The organism is Streptosporangium sp. NPDC001681 (genome assembly GCF_040298085.1).
Classification (GTDB): Bacteria; Actinomycetota; Actinomycetes; order Streptosporangiales; family Streptosporangiaceae; genus Streptosporangium.
The window spans coordinates 1-18731 of record NZ_JBEOZN010000129.1 but is presented as its reverse complement, the minus strand read 5'-3'; the positions used below and the strand labels follow the sequence as shown (position 1 = coordinate 18731).

General features: G+C 70.7%; 18 protein-coding genes. 13 read left to right on the top strand and 5 right to left on the bottom strand.

The features are described 5' to 3' along the window. Positions 1–301: 301 nt before the first annotated feature. From ABT130_RS38470 to ABT130_RS38450, 5 genes are all read left to right on the top strand, one after another. Positions 302–838, top strand: coding sequence for a TIGR02611 family protein (locus ABT130_RS38470; protein ID WP_350915054.1), 537 nt, complete (start codon positions 302–304; stop codon positions 836–838). Positions 839–1058: 220 nt separating this feature from the next. Continuing rightward, entirely contained in the window at positions 1059–1433 is a 375-nt protein-coding gene (locus ABT130_RS38465) for a hypothetical protein (protein WP_350964127.1), read from the top strand. 433 nt (positions 1434–1866) lie between these two features. Further along, a complete protein-coding gene (locus tag ABT130_RS38460) occupies positions 1867–3066 on the top strand; it encodes a PucR family transcriptional regulator (RefSeq protein WP_350915050.1) in 1200 nt (399 codons plus the stop codon). 340 nt (positions 3067–3406) lie between these two features. Continuing rightward, the gene (locus ABT130_RS38455; RefSeq protein WP_350964125.1) at positions 3407–4552 is read left to right on the top strand and encodes an AI-2E family transporter; all 1146 of its coding nucleotides are present in this window, start codon (positions 3407–3409) and stop codon (positions 4550–4552) included. Positions 4553–4597: 45 nt separating this feature from the next. Beyond that, positions 4598–4804 (top strand): hypothetical protein, encoded by a 207-nt coding sequence (locus ABT130_RS38450; protein WP_350964124.1) that lies wholly within the window; start codon positions 4598–4600, stop codon positions 4802–4804. Between the two features lie 13 nt (positions 4805–4817). Here ABT130_RS38450 and ABT130_RS38445 read toward each other — a convergent pair whose 3' ends face one another. Beyond that, on the bottom strand, positions 4818–5606 hold the full coding sequence (locus tag ABT130_RS38445; RefSeq protein ID WP_350964122.1) for a TetR/AcrR family transcriptional regulator: 789 nt from the start codon (positions 5604–5606) through the stop codon (positions 4818–4820). Positions 5607–5732: 126 nt separating this feature from the next. Here ABT130_RS38445 and ABT130_RS38440 point away from each other — a divergent pair, with 126 nt between their 5' ends. The 4 genes from ABT130_RS38440 to ABT130_RS38425 all read left to right on the top strand — a co-directional run bounded on the left by ABT130_RS38440 (position 5733) and on the right by ABT130_RS38425 (position 9223). Continuing rightward, positions 5733–6725, top strand: coding sequence for an ATP-binding cassette domain-containing protein (locus ABT130_RS38440; protein ID WP_451935522.1), 993 nt, complete (start codon positions 5733–5735; stop codon positions 6723–6725). A gap of 151 nt (positions 6726–6876) precedes the next feature. Then, positions 6877–7707 carry an ABC transporter permease gene (locus ABT130_RS38435; RefSeq protein WP_350964119.1) on the top strand — a complete coding sequence of 277 codons (831 nt, stop codon included), beginning with the start codon at positions 6877–6879 and terminating at the stop codon, positions 7705–7707. 179 nt (positions 7708–7886) lie between these two features. After that, positions 7887–8159 (top strand): hypothetical protein, encoded by a 273-nt coding sequence (locus tag ABT130_RS38430; protein ID WP_350964116.1) that lies wholly within the window; start codon positions 7887–7889, stop codon positions 8157–8159. A gap of 116 nt (positions 8160–8275) precedes the next feature. Next, positions 8276–9223 carry a TolB-like translocation protein gene (locus ABT130_RS38425; protein ID WP_350915037.1) on the top strand — a complete coding sequence of 316 codons (948 nt, stop codon included), beginning with the start codon at positions 8276–8278 and terminating at the stop codon, positions 9221–9223. Positions 9224–9362: 139 nt separating this feature from the next. Here ABT130_RS38425 and ABT130_RS38420 read toward each other — a convergent pair whose 3' ends face one another. Continuing rightward, positions 9363–9683, bottom strand: coding sequence for a GroES family chaperonin (locus tag ABT130_RS38420; protein WP_350915035.1), 321 nt, complete (start codon positions 9681–9683; stop codon positions 9363–9365). A 119-nt stretch (positions 9684–9802) separates the two neighbouring features. Here ABT130_RS38420 and ABT130_RS38415 point away from each other — a divergent pair, with 119 nt between their 5' ends. Further along, a complete protein-coding gene (locus ABT130_RS38415; RefSeq protein WP_350915033.1) occupies positions 9803–11410 on the top strand; it encodes a DUF885 domain-containing protein in 1608 nt (535 codons plus the stop codon). Positions 11411–11492: 82 nt separating this feature from the next. Here ABT130_RS38415 and ABT130_RS38410 read toward each other — a convergent pair whose 3' ends face one another. Beyond that, positions 11493–12137, bottom strand: coding sequence for a GntR family transcriptional regulator (locus tag ABT130_RS38410; protein WP_350915031.1), 645 nt, complete (start codon positions 12135–12137; stop codon positions 11493–11495). Between the two features lie 79 nt (positions 12138–12216). Here ABT130_RS38410 and ABT130_RS38405 point away from each other — a divergent pair, with 79 nt between their 5' ends. From ABT130_RS38405 to ABT130_RS38395, 3 genes are read left to right on the top strand one after another with little or no spacing between them, the layout of a single operon-like run. Further along, positions 12217–13581, top strand: coding sequence for an FAD-dependent oxidoreductase (locus ABT130_RS38405; RefSeq protein WP_350915029.1), 1365 nt, complete (start codon positions 12217–12219; stop codon positions 13579–13581). Then, positions 13578–15320 (top strand): dihydroxy-acid dehydratase, encoded by a 1743-nt coding sequence (gene ilvD / locus ABT130_RS38400; RefSeq protein ID WP_350915027.1) that lies wholly within the window; start codon positions 13578–13580, stop codon positions 15318–15320. The genes ABT130_RS38405 and ilvD overlap by 4 nt, the downstream gene beginning before the upstream one ends. 34 nt (positions 15321–15354) lie before the next feature. Then, positions 15355–16707 (top strand): MFS transporter, encoded by a 1353-nt coding sequence (locus tag ABT130_RS38395; RefSeq protein WP_350915025.1) that lies wholly within the window; start codon positions 15355–15357, stop codon positions 16705–16707. 32 nt (positions 16708–16739) lie between these two features. Here the strand turns inward: ABT130_RS38395 and ABT130_RS38390 are convergent, their stop codons facing one another. Then, positions 16740–17543, bottom strand: coding sequence for an ABC transporter ATP-binding protein (locus ABT130_RS38390; protein WP_350915023.1), 804 nt, complete (start codon positions 17541–17543; stop codon positions 16740–16742). Beyond that, a complete protein-coding gene (locus ABT130_RS38385) occupies positions 17540–18607 on the bottom strand; it encodes a FecCD family ABC transporter permease (RefSeq protein WP_350964113.1) in 1068 nt (355 codons plus the stop codon). The genes ABT130_RS38390 and ABT130_RS38385 overlap by 4 nt, the downstream gene beginning before the upstream one ends. Between the last annotated feature and the right edge of the window lie 124 nt (positions 18608–18731).

The following is an 18731-nucleotide window of genomic DNA, read 5'->3' as shown; positions in this document are numbered from 1 at the left end:
CACCGGGAGTCCGTACGGCCCCGCCCACGCCCCGAACGGGCGCGGGCGGGGTCGTTCCGCTTCCGCCGTTCCGGTGGGCGATTCACGGCGTAAGTGCTACCTGTCGTCCTATACGTTGTTCGCGGGTATATCCGGCTGAACGAGGGGGGCCGGGTATCGCGGCCGAGCCGTAGGCGGGGTCTCGCGGCCTTCGCCTGGAGAACCCCATGGCCTCAGCCTTAAGGATGATGTAAGGCGTCAACGGCGGCCGGGCCGCTCGGCAGACCCTATTGTGAAGGAAACCGATTGTCCGGGGGAGAGTATGGCGGTCTCAGACGGGGTGTGCAGCCCTCAGGACGAGACGGGGCGCCCGTCGGAAACCGGCGCCACCGACACTCCGAACGAGATCGTTGACAGGCGAAGTGAGGCCCGCGAGACCGGTGACGCCGACGTGCTGAAGGATGAGGCCGCCGAGCGGTCCGGTATCCACGGCTGGCTCGACGGGATCAGGTCCACCCGCACCGGACGTCTCACCCTGAAGATCGTCATCGGTACCATCGGTGCGGTGCTGGTCGTCGGTGGTCTCATCATGGTGCCCTTCCCCGGCCCCGGCTGGCTGGTCGTCTTCGCGGGGCTGGCGGTGCTGGCCACCGAGTTCCACTGGGCACACCGGCTGCTGGAGTTCGGCAAGCGGACCCTGTCGGCCTGGACGGCCTGGCTGGGCCGCCAGGGCTGGAGCGTCAAGGTCCTGGTCGTCCTCGTCGCCGCGGTGACCGCCACCGCCATCGTCTACTACGGCCTCAAGCTCAGCCTCAACCTCGACCTGATCGTCGAGGCCCAGAAGCTCCTCACCCGATAGCCCGCCTCCAACGCGAGGCGGCGCCCTCTTCGGTGACGGCAAGGGCTGCCCGCTCTGAGTGGCAATGACGCGGTACGTACGGGAAGCAGAACCGTACTCCCAGGAGTTTTACCCGGACTCGGTCACCTCGTTGGCATCCCTGGATGTGACTCTCCGTAGTGTCTCCACGTCCGATCCGCAGGGACGGATCGGCAGAGACGAATAAGGAGAGTGACGTTCGATGCGCGCCCTGTCCTCGATGTTGGTCCTGGCGGCCGCCGGAGCCGTCGCCCTGACCGGCACCCCCGCCCACGCCGATGATGTCAACCTGTCCGCGAGGGTGCAGCCAGGAGAGGAGGTGTTCCTCACGCCCGAGCTCGTCCCCGGGCGCCAGTACAACGGAAACGTGCTGGTCAAGCTGGACAACAACAGCGTGCCCGTCAAGGTCAAGGTCGGCAACTGCCGCGGCCGGTACATCGGGTCGGTGCCGATCGCCGCCAACGACCACGCCGCGTACGTCGCCGCCAATACTCCCCAGCCCGCCCAGTGCATCCGCTACCGGGTGAAGAACATGGGTGACACGACGGCCGCCATCACGGGCACCGGCTACTTCTAAGTATTGACTGCGACGCTGTACTGACTGCGACACTGTACTGACTGCGACGCTGGCGCGTCGCGGTGAGGCCGCTCTTATCCGGCCTGTGTTGACTGCGACGCTGGCGCGTCGCGGTGAGGCCGCTGGGATCCGGCTCCTTCCCTCGTCGAGAGGGGTCGTTCGTTCCTCACGACCCCTCTCTCCTCAGTCCAGTCGCCGGCGCGGCCTCACGGGTAGTCCCTCAAGGGCAGAGAGCGTGGAATACGTCCCCAGGGTGGTTCTTGGGCGGCTCGTCGGCTTGGTTCGAGGGGATGTGGGGGCAGCCTCACGGGAGGTGGTCGCGGGGGTGATTTCTTGTTACGGGGGTGAGTGGGGGCGCCGGGGAAAATGTGCGCTCCGGTCAGAAGACGGCTTCCTGACATCGGAGTAGCGTCCGAGACCAGGAGGAGCCCCCGTGAGCCTTGCCCGTGTCGTCGAACAGCCGCAGGCGGACATCCCCCGGGAGTTCGCCGAGGCCCTCCGCCCCTATCTGGACGTCCTGGCCGAGGAGATGATCGGCGAGATCCGGGCCAGCGTGCCGGAGTACTCCCGGCAGAGCGGCGCCTACGCCCGTATCGTCAGGCACGCCGTCGAGGAGGCACTCGCCGGATTCGTGAACCGGGTCGGTGACCGGGGGGCGAGCCGGTCCCGGCTGCTGGAGGTCTTCCGCGCCGTCGGCAGCGGGGAGGCCGCGGAGGGGCGCCCCCTCGACTCGCTCCAGTCCGCGCTGCGGATCTGCGCCAGGGTGGCGTGGCGACGGCTGGCCGAGGAGTCCGAGCGGCTCGACCTGTCCCGGCAGCGCATGTGCGACATCGGGGAGGCGATCCTGGTCTACCTCGACGAGATCGCCGCCGCGGCGGCCGACGGCTACTCCGAGGCCCAGGTCCGGGTGGCGGGCGAGCTCGAACTCCGGCGCCGCAGGCTGCTCGACCTGCTCGTCGCCCACCCGGCCGCCGACTCCCGCGCGGTGGCCGATCTGGCCAGGTCGGTGCGCTGGACCATGCCGCGCACCCTGGCCTGCGTCGCCCTGGCCGCCCGCGCCCAGGGCGATCTGCCCAGGCCGGGTCTCCCGCCCGACGTGCTCGTCGACCTCGACCGCTCCGACCCCTGCATGGTCGTGCCCGACCCCGAAGGCCCAGGGCGGCACGGCCTGCTGAACGCCATGGCGGCCGACTGGACCGTGGCCATCGGCCCCGCGGTCGCGGTGGGGGAGGCCGGTCTCTCGCTCAGGCTCGCCAGGGACGCGCTGGCCCTGGCCAGGCGCGGGGTGCTGGACGGCCGCCGGATCATCAGGGTGTCCGACCACCTCGCCACCCTGATGATCTTCCAGGACGAGTCGCTGATCCAGATCATGGGCAGGGCACGGCTGGAACCCCTGCTCGCTCTGCGCCCCGCCCAGCGCGACCGGCTGGCCGAGACCCTGCTGGCCTGGTTGCAGAGCGGCAACGCCACCGAGGTCGCGGCCAGGCTGCACATCCACCCGCAGACCGTCCGCTACCGCCTCCGCCAGGCCACCGAACTCTTCGCCGACCAGCTCGGCACCTCCGGCGACCGCTTCGAACTGGAGGTGGTCCTCCGCGCCCGCGCCGCCGGTCTCACCCCCGCGTCGGGCTGACCCGGCTTCACACTCGCCCGGCACCCGGGGCGGATGCCCCGTCCTTCAGGACTTCGCCGCCCGATTCGGTGTCTCTCCTCACGGTGATCGTTCTCAGCCGCAGGGTGCCTGAGATGAGGAGAGTGTGATGTCGACGCGGTCGCGTCCGTGGCCTGGGATCCCGGAGAACGACGGCGCGGGTGCCCCCGCTGCCGGATTTCCGCGAGAAGCGGACATATAACTCCTTTTACTATGAAGCGGGGCGCCGCTTCGACAGGGCAGCGCAGTGCCGAACCAACCTGAATCCGCCCGAATCCTGCGCGTCGACGCGGGCCCGATCGAGGATGCATAAGGTGATCACATGCCTGCCACGCTGAGTGCCACGAAGACCCGGGCCGCGCTGCGCTCCTCGGCGCGCATCTCCGCGGAGATGCTGCTGGTCCTGCTGATGAGCGCGGTGACCCTGTGGGTCGTGGGCCAAATGTGGTCCGTGGTCTGGCCGCTCATGGTCGCCCTGCTGCTCACCACGCTGACCTGGCCGGTAACCCGTCTCCTGCGCCGGTACGGCTGGCCTCCAGCCCTGGCCGCGTCGGCCGTGACCCTGCTGTTCCTCCTGGTCGCCGCGGGCATCGTGGTCCTGATCGTCGTGCCCGTCGTGTCACAGTCCGGAGAGCTGGCCACCGGCGTGGTCAACGGCATCAAGCAGGTGCGCGAATGGGCCGCCGGGCCACCGCTGAACATCGGCAACGACCAGGTCACCAGCGTGCTCGACACCGCGATCGCCCGTATCCAGGACAGCGTCGGCGGCATCGTCACCGCCACCGTGACCGGGGTGGGCACCGTCGTCAACGGTCTGGTCACCACCGTCCTCGCGCTCTTCCTGATGTTCTTCTTCCTCAAGGACGGCCCGCGCTTCCTGCCGTGGCTGACCCGTCAGCTCCCCGGCCGCCTCGCCGTGGACGTGCCGGCCGTGGCCGAGCGCGGCTGGGACACCCTCGGCGCGTTCGTCCGCTCCCAGGCGTTCGTCGGCCTGCTCGATGCCGTCTTCATCGGCCTCGGCCTGTGGATCGTGGGCGTGCCGCTGGTGCTCCCACTGGCGGTCCTGACCTTCGTGACGGCGTTCATCCCCATCGTCGGCGCCCTGTTCGCCGGCCTCGTCGCCGTGCTCATCACGCTGGTGTCGAACGGCCCGACGGACGCGCTGATCGTGCTGGCCATCATCGTCGCGGTCCAGCAGCTGGAGGGCAACGTGCTCCAGCCGATGGTGCAGAGCCACGGCCTGGGCCTGCACGCGGCGGTGGTCCTGCTCGCGGTGACGCTGGGCGGCAGCCTGGCCGGCATCGTGGGCAGCCTGCTCGCCGTACCGGTCGCCGCCCTGATCGCCGTGGTCTGGAACTACCTGCGCGAACAGCTCAGCGACCCGCCCCGGGAGCTCGAAGCCGCCGTGGCCGTACCGGCGCAGGAGCCCGAAACCGACGCAGCCGTACCGGCGCAGGAGCCCACCTGATTCACCAGGGCCGTCTCACTCCCTCGCGTCCGTCACGGCGTGACCATGCGCCTGCCGATCCTCCCGGTCAACGCATCGCGGTCACTCGCCGACGCCACGAGATCCGGTGTATCCGCCCGCGGACCGTCCGCCACCGCCTCCGCCGGGCCACCGGACTCCTCGCCGACCAGGCTCGGTGCCTCCGGTGACCGCTTCGAGCCGGAAGTCGTCCTCCGCGCCCGCGCCGCCGGTCCCACCCCGGCCGCGGGCTGACCCGGCTTCCCGATCAGCGGTCCCGTCTCCCGTTCGCCGGGTTCCGGCTCGCGATCAGGTCGGCGACGCCGTCCAGGATGCGGTCCAGGCCGAAGGCCAGGGCGTGGGCGGGGTCGGAGATCGCATGGTGGGCCTGGCCCGCGGCCTGGCCGACGCGGGAGGCGACCGGGAAGCGGGTGTCGTCCATGATCTTGTCGAGCAGCGGGGCGTTGGACAGCCACCACTCGACGTCGGTCATCCCGCTCTCCTGCTGGACCCGTGCCTGGTTGGCCGCGGCCCTGGCGGTGCTCTGCACGTGGCTGAGGACCAGGGCCAGCACGGAGTCCATCTCGACGTCCGTCAGGCCGACGCCGTCCAGCGGGCGTAGCTCGGCCTCGTACTTGAGCGACGCGTTCGGCCCCAGCGTGGAGCGGGCGTCGATGACCTGCAGCAGCCACGGGTTGCGCCGGTAGAGGTCCCAGTTGCGGGCGGCGACGAACTCCATCGCGCCCCGCCAGCCGCCTGTCTGCCGGGATGGGGCGTCCACGTCGGCGTACAGCTCCCCGTACGCGGTGTCGACCATGAGGTCGGTCAGCTCGCCCTTGCCGGGGACGTGAGTGTAGAGGGACATGGTCCCGGCCCCCAGCCGCTCGGCGACCTGGCGCATCGAGACCGCTTCGAGCCCCTCGGCGTTGGCCAGCTCGATGGCCGCCAGGACGATCGAGCGCACGGTCAGCCCGGAGCGCCCCGGCCTGCTGTGCGAGCCCCACAGGAGCGCCAGGCTGCGTGCCGGGTCGGCGTCGGAAGCTTTCTTCGCACTCACGGGAACAGTCTCCAGATTTTCGTCGTTGGGACCACCGTAGCTGAGTCGTACGATGTACGGTACGGTCTACGCCACGGAGGCGCGACGGCGCCGGGTGGGAAGACAGGCGAAACAGGGGTGAAGCAGGTGGCTGTGAGAGCGACGGAGTTCGCGATCGCCGCGCACGACGTGCGCAAGAACTACGCGGGTGCCGCCGAGGGGACGGGTCTCAACGGGTTCGACCTGGAGGTGGCGGCCGGCACGGTCTGCGGCCTGCTCGGGCCCAACGGCGCGGGCAAGACCACGGCGATCAGGATCCTGTCCACGCTGCTGCGCCCGGACTCGGGCCGGGCGAGCGTCGCGGGGTTCGACGTCCGCACGCAGGCGCGGCAGGTGCGCGAGCGGATCGGGCTGGTCGGCCAGTACGCGGCGGTCGACGAGATCCTCAGCGGGCGGCAGAACCTGGTGATGTTCGGCAGGCTGAACCACCTGTCGGCGGCCGGGGCGCGGAGGCGGGCCGGCGAGCTGCTGGAGCGCTTCTCGCTGGCGGACGCCGGGGCCAAGCCGGTCGGCGAGTACTCCGGCGGCATGCGCAGGCGGCTCGACCTGGCGGCGAGCCTCATCGTCGCACCCCGGGTGCTCTTCGTGGACGAGCCCACCACCGGCCTCGACCCAGCCGCCCGCCAGGAGGTGTGGTCGGCCATCCGCGACCTGGTCGGCTCCGGCACGACCGTGCTGCTCACCACCCAGTATCTGGAGGAGGCGGACCGGCTGGCCGACCGGATCACCATGCTCGGGGCGGGCCGGGTCGTCACCGAGGGCACTCCGGAGGAGCTGAAGTCGGCCATCGGCGGCGACTGGCTCGATCTCGTCCTCGCCGATCCGGCGGACGTGGCCAGGGCGGAGGCGCTCGCGGCGCGGGTCGCCTCCGGCGGGATCTTGGTGGACGCCGAGTCGCGCCGGGTCAGCATCCCGGTCGCCGAGCGCACCCGGGCGCTCGTCACCATGGCCACCGCGCTCGGCGACGCCGGGATCGAGCCGGTCGACGTCACGCTGCGCCGCCCCACGCTCGACGAGGTCTTCCTGCACCTGACGGGCGGTGCCGAGCACACGGCCGCCCGTACCGGGGCGTCCGCGTGAACGCCGCGACCGGGCTCTCCGGCCGGGGGTCCGGATGGGCACCTCCGGCATGGACATCGCCGCCGTGCGCCCTGGTGCGGGCGGTCACCGTCTCCGACAGGGGCGCCCCGGTGACCACGACGATCCCAACCCCCGATACGGAGGCATCCGCGTGAGTACGACGACCTCGACCCTGCCCGCCACCTCCCCGCTCTCCAGGTTCGGCTGGGCGCTGGCCGACTCCTGGACCATCACCCTGCGCGACCTGGGCCACTGGGCCCGCCGCCCGGGAACGGTCGCCGTCGGATGGCTCTTCCCGGTCATGATGGTGCTGATGTTCGGCGGCCTGTTCGGCGGCGCCATCGGCGTCCCCGGCGGGGGCGGCTACTTCGACTTCCTGATCCCCGGCATGTTCGCGATGACCATGCTCTTCGGCCTGGAGAGCACGATGATGGCGGTCACCACCGACGCGGCCAAGGGGGTGACCGACAGGTTCCGCTCGATGCCGATGAGCGCCTCGGCGGTCGTCATGGGCCGCGGGATCGCCGACATGCTCAACTCGGTGGTCGGGCTGGCCGTCATGATCGGGGCCGGGCTGCTGCTCGGCTGGCGTGCCGAGGGCGGCCTGACCGAGGCGCTGGCCGCGGTGGGTCTGCTCCTGCTGCTGCGCTTCGCCCTGCTCTGGGTGGGGATCTACATCGGCCTCGTATCGGGAGGGCCGGAGGTGGTGACGTCGGTGCAGATCCTGGTCTGGCCGGTCGGCTTCCTGTCCAGTGTGTTCGTCGATCCCGCCACCATGCCCGGCTGGCTCGGTGCGATCGCGCAGTGGAACCCGCTCTCGGCCACCGCCACGGCCACCAGGAGGCTCTTCGACAACCCCGGCTGGGCGGGAGAGTCGTGGATCGTGCAGAACGCCACCCTCATGGCGGTGGCCTGGCCGCTGCTGCTGATCGCCGTCTTCCTGCCGTTGTCGGCGCACAGGTTCCGCCGGCTCGGCGGCTGACGGAGCCGGCCTTCCGGCCGTCGGCTCTTTGTGCGGGCGGGGGAAGTCCTGTTTCCCGATGGATCACAACGTTTGCCGCCATGAGAAGATGCTCCGCCTTTTACATCGCCGCTCCGCGTTTTACATCGCGGTGACGGAATCCGTCGGGGCCTGTAACTGACCGTAGCGAATCTGGGGGCATGAGTGAGACGGAACGGGAACGATCCGCCTCGGGGTGGACGCTCAACAGGGAACTGCTCAACGTCGGCGCGATCATCGTCGCCGCAGGCATAGCCCATCTCGTCATGGGCCTGATCGGACATGAGAAGTACGGGCCGTTCATGCTCCTGCTGCTCGGCGGGGTGCTCGTCGCGGCGGCGCTCGGTCACCGGTTCTACGAACACCGGCGCCATCGCCTCCCCGTGGTCAGGGAGTGTCTGAGGTGCGGGACCGCGTCGGGTGAGGGGGCATGACGCGGCATGGCCCGAGAGGAGGACGACCCTTGACCACCGCAGGCCTCTCTTACACCTGTTCTAACCGATTCGGTCTAGATCGGGATCTTGAGAGCTTTCCGGCTTAGGATTCCGGCGTGTCCGTGACTCCTGGGATTTACCGGTTCCTCGGCTGCCTTGTCGTTCTGGCCTCGGCGATCGTGCCGCTCCCCGCGCACGCCGCGGCCGCGCCCATCGATACCGTGCTGCCCGGCACCAGGGTCACCGTACGGGAGGACGCCACGGACCCGCTCAGGGTGACCTCGTACTCCTCCGGAAAGATGACCTACCTGCGCCGGGGTGACGGGTTCACCCGGCAGGCCGCCTACCAGGAGATCACGGTCGCGCCGAAGGGGGGCAGCGCGCTGGCGGTGCCCACCTCCTACAAGAGCGGCTACGACTCGGTCGTCCTGCTCGACCTGGCGACCTCCAAGGGCACCCGGATCCGTACGGTGCGGAAGCCGCTCGTCGCGCACTACGCGCACTGGAGCCGCGACGGCGGCAAGGCGGTGCTGACCACCGAGCGGAAGAGCGGCTCGGCGTGGGTGACCTCCGGGTTCGTGGTCGTCGACGTGTCCGCGAAGAGCGCCAAGACGGTGACCGTGGCCGATGTCGACAAGGCCGCGCGATTCCGCTGGAGCTCCGACGGCACCGAGGTGGTGGCCGAGTACCAGGGCGGTGCCCGCTTCTACGGGCAGGACGGCACGATCCGCCGCACCCTGGCCAAGACCGGCAGGCCCGCCGGTGGTGAGGACGCCTTCACCCCCTCGGGCAAGGGCCTGATGACCTGGTGCCCGTCCAGCTACACCGAGCACGTCTGTGTCTGGGATCGCACCTCGGGCAGGCTCGCGGCCAAGGTGCCCGGCATCCGGCCGAAGGCCCTGTGGGGATGGTGGGACGAGAAGCACTTCATCGCGGTCATCCCCTCCGGGAACCACTACCAGGTGGTCCTGTCGACCCTCAAGGGCAAGACCACGCGGGTGCTGGCCGCCTTCTCCGCCGAGGATTGGAACAACAAGCTCTATCTCGGATACACCCGGAAATGACCGGCGCGGCCCGAGGGCGGGTTCAGGGATGGCCGTACTGAGCCAGGAGGCGATCCGCGCGGTAGGGACGTCTCATCGGCCTTCGGGGTGGCGCAGCGGAGACCGGGCGGTGGTGACGCCCTCCGTGGAGCCGTGAAGCTCAGAGGTAGAGGCCGGTGCCGTTGTCGGTCTGCGGGGTGGCGATGGCGTGCAGGTCGCGCTCGCGCATGACCAGATAGATCTGGCTGTGGACCTCGACCTCGTACTGGTCCTCGGGGTTGAACAGGACCTTGTCGCCGACCTTGACCGCCCGGACGTTCTGGCCCGCGCCGCAGACCTCACCCCAGACGAGGCGGTTGGCCATCTTCACCGTCGCCGGGATGACGATGCCAGCCGTGCTGCGCCGTTCCTCTGACTCCTGCTCGACCTTGACCATGACGCGGTCGTGGAGCATCTGGATCTCGAACTTCGGGTCACCCACGTCATGAAGTTTATGGGAACGGCGGAGCCGCGCCTGCTTGTCCGCGGACTCGGAGGGGGCGAAGGCCGGCCGGTGACCACATCGGTGGTGAAATCGCCTGCGAAGTAGGATCTCGCGGTATGACGTCCTCCCAGCTGGTAAGCGAATTTCTCGACTGGTACCTGGCGGAGAATCCCATCTATGCCGCCCTCGCGGGCGCGCCGGGGTACGACAGGACCCTCGGTGACTTCACCGAGGCCGGCATCCTGGCCAGGGAGCGGGAGTCGCGCCGCCGGCTGGAACGACTCCAGGGGGCCCAGGACGCCGGGGACTTCGAGGACGAGATCGACCGGGAACTCGTCATGTCCACGCTGCGCGGCGGGATCGCGTACGAGTCGTGGCCGCTCTGGCGGCGTGACCCGGCCGCCTACGTGGGCCCGATCTTCTCCTCGATGTTCAGCCCGTTCCTGCAGCGGCTCTCCGGTGAGGCCGAGCTGGTGGACGCGGCCGTCGCGCGGCTGGCCGAGGTGCCGGACGTCCTCGCCGCCTGCCGGGCCAACCTCGACCCCGCGCTGGCGGCCCCGCTGCTGGTCGAGCGGGGGCTGGGCCAGGCGCGGACCGCTCGCCGCTTCCTCACCGGGACGGTCCCCGGCCAGGTGTCCGACGAGGCGCTGCGGGCCCGGCTGGCCGCGGCGGCCGAGCCCGCGGCGGCGGCCTTCGACGAGCTGGTGGAGTTCCTCGAAGGGTTCCGGGCGGAGGGCACCTGGCGGATGGGGGAGGAGCTCTACTCCACGCTGCTGCGCGAGCGGGAGATGCTCGGCTACGGCGCCGACGAGCTGCTCAGGCGGGGACAGGCCGCCTACGACGAGCTGGACGCGCGGATGCGCGAGGTCGCCGCCCGGCTGGACGGCGGCTCGGGCGACTGGCACGCGGTCATCACCGGGCTTCAGGACGACCACGCGCCGACGCTGGAGGACATGCGGGCCGAGTACGAGGCCGAGACGGAGCGGGCCAGGAGGTTCGTCCGCGAGCGCGGCTTGGTGACCTTCGCCGAGGGCGAGGAGTGCCTGGTCGTCCCGTCGCCCGAGTTCCAGCGGCCCATCCTCGCGGTCGCCTCCTACCTGTCGCCGCCGCCCCTGTCGGCCTCCAGGATCGGGCACTTCTTCGTGCCCTTCACCCCGTCCTCCTTCACCGGGGAGCAGGTCCGTCAGCGGCTGCGCACCAACGCCAGGGCTCAGATGCCCTCCATCGCCGTCCACGAGGCGTACCCCGGTCACCACTGGCATCTGTCCTGGATGGCGGGCAACCCACGCCGGGCCCGCAGGCTGTTCCGCACCCCGTACTTCGCCGAGGGCTGGGGCCTGTACGTCGAGAAGCTCATGCACGAGCAGGGCTACTTCACCACTCCGGCCCAGGAGCTCGCCCACCTGGACTTCCGGCTCTTCCGGGCGGCGCGCATCGTCGTGGACACCTCGCTGCACTGCGGTGACATGACGATCGAGCAGGCCGAGGAGTTCATGACCACGAGGTCCTCGCTCACCCCCGGCACGGCCAAGGGGGAGGTCAACCGCTACTGCGCGTGGCCCACCCAGGCGCCCTCCTACCTGACGGGGGCACTGGAGATCGACCGCATCCGCGACGACTACCTGGCCGCGGGCCGCGGTGACCTGCGCGCCTTCCACGACACGCTGGCGGGTTCCGGCGGTCTCCCGCTGGGCCTGGCCCGCCGGGTCGCGCTGGAGGGCTGACGACCCGGCCCCCGCGTTCTCCACGGGCCGGGTGCCGTCGTCCGCGGCGCCCGGCCCTCTTCCCGAGCCAGGAGGGAGCCGCTCAGGCCGGTGGGTGCAGGGTGGCGTAGGCGAAGTCGACCAGATAGTCGTTGAGCCTGGTCGAGGCGTTCACCGCCTCGGTCTCGTCGCCGTGGCAGATGGCGCGGAGGATGTCGCCGTGCAGCCGTGACGCCGTGCGCAGTTCCTCGGCGGAATCCTTCAGGTGTGCGAACCAGAACCTGCGGGAGAGCCCCTGGAGGGGCGCCATGGCCACCGAGATGTACTCGTTGTGAGCGGCGGCGACGATCAGGTCGTGGGTGCGCTTGAGGATCGTCGCGAAGGAGCGCACGTCCGGCTCGCAGTCCCTGAAGTGCTCGACGACCTCCTGCATCTGGCGTTTCTGCTCGGGGACGGCGCGGTGGGTGGCGAGCTTGACCGCCAGGGCCTCCAGGGTGCGCCTCAGCTCCAGGAGTTTCAGTTGGGCCTCGATGGAGGTGGGCGGGACGAACACCCCCCGGTTGGGGTGGATCTCCACCATGCGCTCGCGGGACAGCCGCTGGAGCGCCTCACGGACGGGCGTCCTGCCGAGGCCGGTGCGCTCCATGAGCATGGACTCGGATATGAGTGACCCCGGCACGAGCTCCTGAAAAGTGATCATGTTCTCGATCGCGTCGTAGGCGCGGTCGGATTTGTTCGGCAGGGACACCCGTCACCCCGTGTCTGCGATGTTTCAAGAGGATTTCCGGACTGGACAATAGTACCGCCTTGTGATGTACGGTCAATACATGACCGATATATCGGTGGTCCATTGGCGACTACCCGCAGTGGTGTCCCCCGACGCGGACTACCCCGTCGTGGCCGACGTCGACGTGCTCGTGGTCGGCGGCGGGGCCGCGGGAGTGGCCGCGGCCGTGGTGGCCGCGGAGGCCGGCAAGAGCGTGCTGCTCGTCGAGAAGTACGGGTTCGCGGGCGGCGCCGCGGTGGCCGGCATGTCCGGAACCGTCTGCGGCATGTACCTGGCGACGGAGACCGGCACCTCACCGGAACAGGTGGTGTGGGGTTTCACCGAGCGCTTCCGGCAGGGGCTGTCCAAGCGAGGCGGCCTGACCCGTCCCCAGCGGTACGGCAAGACGTGGACGAGCGCCCACGACCCGCTGGTCTGGCGGGAGACGGCCGACGACCTGCTGGCGGCCGCCGGCGTGCGGGTGCTCTTCCACACCTCCGTCGTCGGTGTGGTGATGGAGGGGGACGAGTACCGGGGCGCCGTGCTCTCCTCGAACGCCGGGGTCGGCGTCGTGCGCGCGGCCCGTACCGTCGACGCCTCCGGGGACGCCGCGGTCGTGGCCCGTGCGGGCGGCCGCTACGTGTTCGGCGACGACGGGCGGATCCAGAACCCCACCATGTTCTTCCGCCTCGGCGGGGTCGACGTCGAGGCGTTCCTGGACGGCTACGGCGAGGACACCATCTGCCCGCCCTGGGTGACCGAGCGGATCAAGGAGGCCAGGGCACTCGGCGCCGACCTGCCCCGGCAGAAGATCTGGATCTTCACCACCCCCCGCCCCGGCGAGCTGATGGTCAACGCCACCCGGCTCACCGGGGCCGACGGGCGCATGCTCAACGTCATCGACCCCGCCGACTTCACCGAGGCGGAGGTCGGGGGCCGCCGTCAGGTCAGGGCGTACGCCGACTTCCTCATCGAGACCATGCCGGGCTGCGCGGGCGGTTTCGTCGTCGACACCGGCGTGGAGGCGGGCGTTCGCCAGACGCGCAGCGTCGTCGGCGTCGAGACCCTGAGCAACGAGGCGGTCGTGACGGGGCGCAAGGACTCCTCGGGTATCGTCCGCAGCCCGTGGCCGATCGAGCTGCACGACGGAGACCGGCCCAAGCTGCACTGGCTGATCGACGACTACTACGAGGTCCCGTACCTCACCCTCGTGCCCGAGGCGGGGGAGAACGTCATCGTCGCGGGCCGCTGCCTGAGCGCCCAGCACGAGGCGCTCGCCTCGGCCAGGGTCACCGCCCAGTGCTTCGAGTACGGCCACGCCGCAGGGGTGGCCACCGTCCTCTCCCTCGACGAGGGCACCCCCTACCGCCGTCTTGACGGGGCCAGGGTCAGATCCGCGATGACACAGAACGGGAGCGCGCTGTGAGCCACAACGCCGACAGTAACGCCGGCAGTAACGTCGACGGTGCGGCCAACGCCGCAGATGTCCCCAGGGGGGACGGCACCGTACTCCGCAGCAACTTCACACCCGGCACCTCGCGCTGGGCCGTGCGGCGGGCGCAGTGGAGCGCCATGGGCATCAGCCTGGAGGACCAGCTGAAGCCGAAGATCGCGATTGTCAACACGTCGTCGAAGCTCTCGGTGTGCTTCATCCACCTCGACGACGTGGCCACCCGGGTCGCCGACGCGGTACGCGAGGCGGGTGGGCTGCCCTTCGAGATCCGCACCACCGCGCCGAGCGACTTCATCACCACCGCCGGCCGCAACGGCCGCTACCTCATGCCCACCCGCGACCTCGTGGTGAACGACGTGGAGGCCGCGGTCGAGGGCGCCGTGCTGGACGGCATCGTCTTCCTGTCCTCCTGTGACAAGACCACGCCGGCGCACCTGATGGCCGCCGCCAGGCTCGATCTGCCCTCCGTGGTCGTCATCGGCGGCTACCAGCGCGGCGGGACCTACGCGGGTTGCTCGGTCGACATCGACACCGTCTACGAGTCGGTGGGCGCGGTCGCCGCGGGCACCATGGGCGTCGACGAGCTGGGGGACCTGGCGGACGCGGGCATCACCGGGCCGGGTGTCTGCGCGGGGCTGGCCACCGCCAACACCATGCACTGCCTGGCCGAGGCGCTCGGCATGACCGTGCCGGGCTCGGCGCCGACCCGGGCCAACTCCGAGCGGATGCTGGCCAGGGCCGAGGAAGCCGGGCGCCGGGTGGTCGAGATGATCCACGAGGGGCTCACCGCCAGGAAGGTGCTGACGGCCGAGGCGATCGAGAACGCCGTCGAGGTCGCCCTCGCCCTGGGCGGGTCCGTCAACTGCGTCCGCCATCTGTCCGCGATCGCCGCGGAGGCCGATCTGGGTCTCGACGTCGTCGCGACGGTCGAGGCCAGGGGGCGGGACGCCGTGCAGCTGGCCGCCATCCGCCCCAACGGCACCGACCAGGTGTGGGACCTCGACGAGATCGGCGGCGTGCAGACCGTCATGCGGACGCTTCTGCCCCGCCTGCACTCCGGCGCGCTCACCGTCTCGGGCCGCACGGTCGGCGAGCTGGCCGCCGAGGCCCGCGCCGCGGACGGCAAGGTGCTGCGGGAGCTGAACGACCCGGTGAAGCCGGAACCCGGCCTGCTCATCGTCCGCGGCTCGCTGGCCCCGGATGGCGCGATCGTGAAGCTCGCGGGGGTGAGCGCGGCGACGAGCCGCAGGTTCGAGGGCCCGGCCAAGGTCTTCGTCGGCGAGGACGAGGCGATCGCGGGGCTCGGGAACGGGGAGATCGTGCCCGGACAGGTGATCGTGCTGCGCGGCATGGGCGTGCGCGGCGGCCCCGGCACGGTCTTCGCGGCCAACTTCGTCGCGGCGCTCAACGGCGCCGGCCTCAGCGGCCAGGTCGCCGTCGTCACGGACGGAGAACTCTCCGGGCTCAACTACGGTCTGGTCGTCGGCCAGGTCATGCCGGAGGCCGCCGACGGGGGACCTCTCGCCGGGCTTCTGGACGGTGACCGCGTCACGATCGACCTTGACGCCCGCACCGTGGACACCGATCCGGTACGCCAGGGAAATCCTGTTCTGTCCCACGAACCCGGGACGGATTCCGGCCTGCTCGGGCAGTACGCCGAGCTGGTCGGCCCCATCCAGGGTGGCGCCGTGACCCGGCGACCGCCCAGGTAGAACCACCCCTCATGTGATCGAAGGAACTGGCGCCATGGCGACAACCGCAATACCGCACGACAAGCAGCAGGCACGACGAGCCGGGATCGCCGCGCTCGTCGGCACGACCCTGGAGTGGTACGACTTCCTGATCTACGGGACGGCCGCCGCCCTCATCCTCAACGAGCTGTTCTTCCCGAACGGGGACCCGCTCGTCGGCACGCTGGCGGCGTTCGCCACCTACGCGGTCGGTTTCATGGCGCGGCCGATCGGCGGGATCGTGCTGGGCAACCTGGGCGACCGGGCCGGCCGCAAGAGGATGCTGATCCTCACGATCACGCTGATGGGCGTGGCGACCACGCTGATCGGCCTGCTGCCGTCGTACGACCAGATCGGCTTCTGGGCGCCGGTCCTGCTGATCGGGCTGCGCCTGCTGCAGGGGTTCGCCGCCGGAGGGGAGTACGCGGGCGCGGTCGTGCTGTCCGTGGAACACGGTGACCAGACCCGCCGCGGCGCCGCCGGCGCCTGGGCGCCCACCGGGTTCGCCGTCGCCACCCTGCTGTCGACGGGTGTCTTCCAGCTCATGCTCCTGCTGCCCGACGACGCGTTCCGCTCGTGGGGCTGGCGTGTGCCGTTCCTGCTGGGCGCGCTGCTGCTGCTGGTCGGCTACCTCATCAGGCGCCGCATCGACGAGACGCCCGCCTTCGAGGAGGCGGAGAGGGCCGAGGCCAGGGGAGCCGTACAGGCCACCAAGACGCCGGTGCTCGCCGTGCTGCGCAAGCACCCCCGCAGCTTCCTGGTGGTCGTCGGCGCCCGGTTCGCCGAGAACTCCTTCGCCTACCTCTTCCCCGTCTTCGGTGTCGCCTTCGCCGTCAACCAGCTCGGCATCGACCGTTCGTTCACCCTGCTGGCGGTCGTCATCGCCTCCGCGGTACAGATCGTCGCCGTCCCCCTGTGGGCGATCCTGTCGGACCGGGTCGGCCGCAGGCCCGTCTACGCGGGTGGGGCGATCGCCTCGCTGCTGTGGCTGGTGCCGTACTTCATGTTGCTGGAGACCCTGTCACCGGTGCTGATCGTCATCGGTTTCGTGGTCGGCCTCGGCGTCTTCTACCCGGCCATGCTGGCCCCGCAGGCGGCCTACTTCGCCGAGCTCTTCGACACCAAGACCCGGCTGTCCGGCTTCGCGTTCGCCCGCGAGCTCGGTTCGGTGCTCGCCGGCGGCTTCCTGCCGCTGATCGCCACCGCGCTGCTGGCCTGGACCGGCCACTGGTGGGCCGTCGCGGTCTACCTGGCGGTGCTGACCACCATCACCCTCATCGCCCTCGCCTTCGGACCGGAGACACGCGGGCAGGACATCGTCACGGTGTCGGCCGCCGAGAACGAGCCCGCGGGGCGGGTCACGGGCTGACCCTCCTGACCGGCCGCCGCGCAGGACAGGACCTAGCCTCGCCCCAGCGGCGCGGGAGCGCGGCGGCGGGTCTCGGGGACGATCAGCGGGGTGCCGCTCTGCGGGTCCTCGATGATCTCGCAGCGCAGCTCGAAGACCTCCCTTACCAGGTCGGCGGTGACGATCGCGGAGGGATCGCCCTCGGCGACGATCCGGCCGTCGCGCATCACGATCAGGTGGGTGGCGTAGCGGCAGGCCTGGTTCAGGTCGTGCAGCACGGCGACCAGGGTCCTGCCCTGCTCGTGCAGGTCGGCGCAGAGGTCGAGCACCTCGATCTGGTGGGCGATGTCCAGGAAGGTGGTCGGCTCGTCGAGCAGCAGGATCGGGGTCTCCTGGGCCAGCGCCATGGCCAGCCAGACGCGCTGGCGCTGGCCGCCGGAGAGTTCGTCCACGCAGCGGTCGGCCAGCTCGGTCACGTCCGTCGACTCCATGGCCGCCGCCACCGCGGCCTCGTCCTCGCGGGACCACTGGCGCATCATCCGCTGGTGTGGGTAGCGGCCCCGGCCCACCAGGTCGGCGACCGTGATGCCGTCGGGCACGATCGAGCTCTGCGGCAGCAGGCCCAGCCTGCGCGCCACCTCCTTGGACGGCAGCGAGGTGATCACGGATCCGTCCAGGTGGACCGCCCCCGCGCGGGGCTTGAGCATCCGGGCCAGGGCGCGCAGCATCGTGGACTTGCCGCACGCGTTGGGGCCGATGATCACGGTGAACGACCCGTCGGGGATCGTGACGTCCAGGTCCCTGGCCACCACGCGCTTGTCGTAGGAGAGGGTCAGGCCGGTGCCGTACAGTCTCAACGTCGTTCCCTCCGCAGGAGAAACACCAGGTATACGCCGCCGATCGCGGCGGTCATGATTCCCACCGGCAGCTGGACCGGCGCGAAGAGGCGCTGCGCGGCCAGGTCGGCGCAGACCAGCAGGGTGGCGCCGGTCAGCGCCGAGGTGACCAGGGTGACGCCGGGGGAACGACTGATCCGCCGGGCCAGCTGGGGAGCGGCCATCGCCACGAAGATCACGGGTCCGGTGGCGGCGGTGGCGACACCGCACAGCAGCACGCCGACGGCGATCGCCGCCGCGCGCACCGGCTCGACGCGGATGCCCATGGCCCTGGCCGCGTCGTCGCCCATCTCCATCATCCGCAGCGGGCGTGACAGCCAGGCGCAGGCGGGCAGGAGCACGGCCACCGCGCACGCGACCGGGATCGCGTGCTCCCAGCCGCGCCCGCCGAGGCTGCCGGTGATCCACGCCCCGGCGGTGGCCGCGTCGCCGATGTCGGCGCGGGTCAGCATGTACCAGTCGGCGGAGATCAGCAGTGCGTTGACCCCGATGCCGACCAGGATCAGCCGGTAGCCCTGCACCCCGCGCTGGAAGGCCAGGGCGTACACGATCAGCGCGCTGGCGACGCACCCGGCGAGCGAGGCCCCCGCGATCTGCCAGGCGCCGCCGCCCAGCACCACGGCGGCGATGCCCCCGGTGGCCGCCCCCGAGGTGAGGCCGACGAAGTCGGGGCTGCCGAGCGGGTTGCGGGTGAGGCTCTGGAAGATCGCCCCGCTCAGCCCGAACGCGGCACCGACCAGCAGGCCGGTCACGATCCGCGGTGCCCGCAGGCGGTTCACGATGAGCTCGGCGACCGGCGGCCCCTCACCGAACAGCGCGGCCACGATGTCGCGGATGGGGACCGTGAACTCGCCGACGGACAGCGCGACCAGGCTGACGACCAGGCCGAGTACGGCGATGGCGGTGCCGGTGACGAGGCCGCGCGGGGAGAGCCGCAGAGACCAGGAACGCAGGCGCAGGGCGGTCAGCAGGGGCCCGGTGGGGCGGGCACTCTTCCCGGCGGAGGCCGGCGGTGGAGCGATCACGAGAGGTCCGTGCGGCGGGTCTCTGAGGCTCGTGCAGGGAGGGGGGTCTTCTTCATGCAGGGGTTCGTGCGGCGGGTCTCTGAGGCTCGTGCCGGGAGGGTGGTTTTCTTCATGCAGGGGTTCG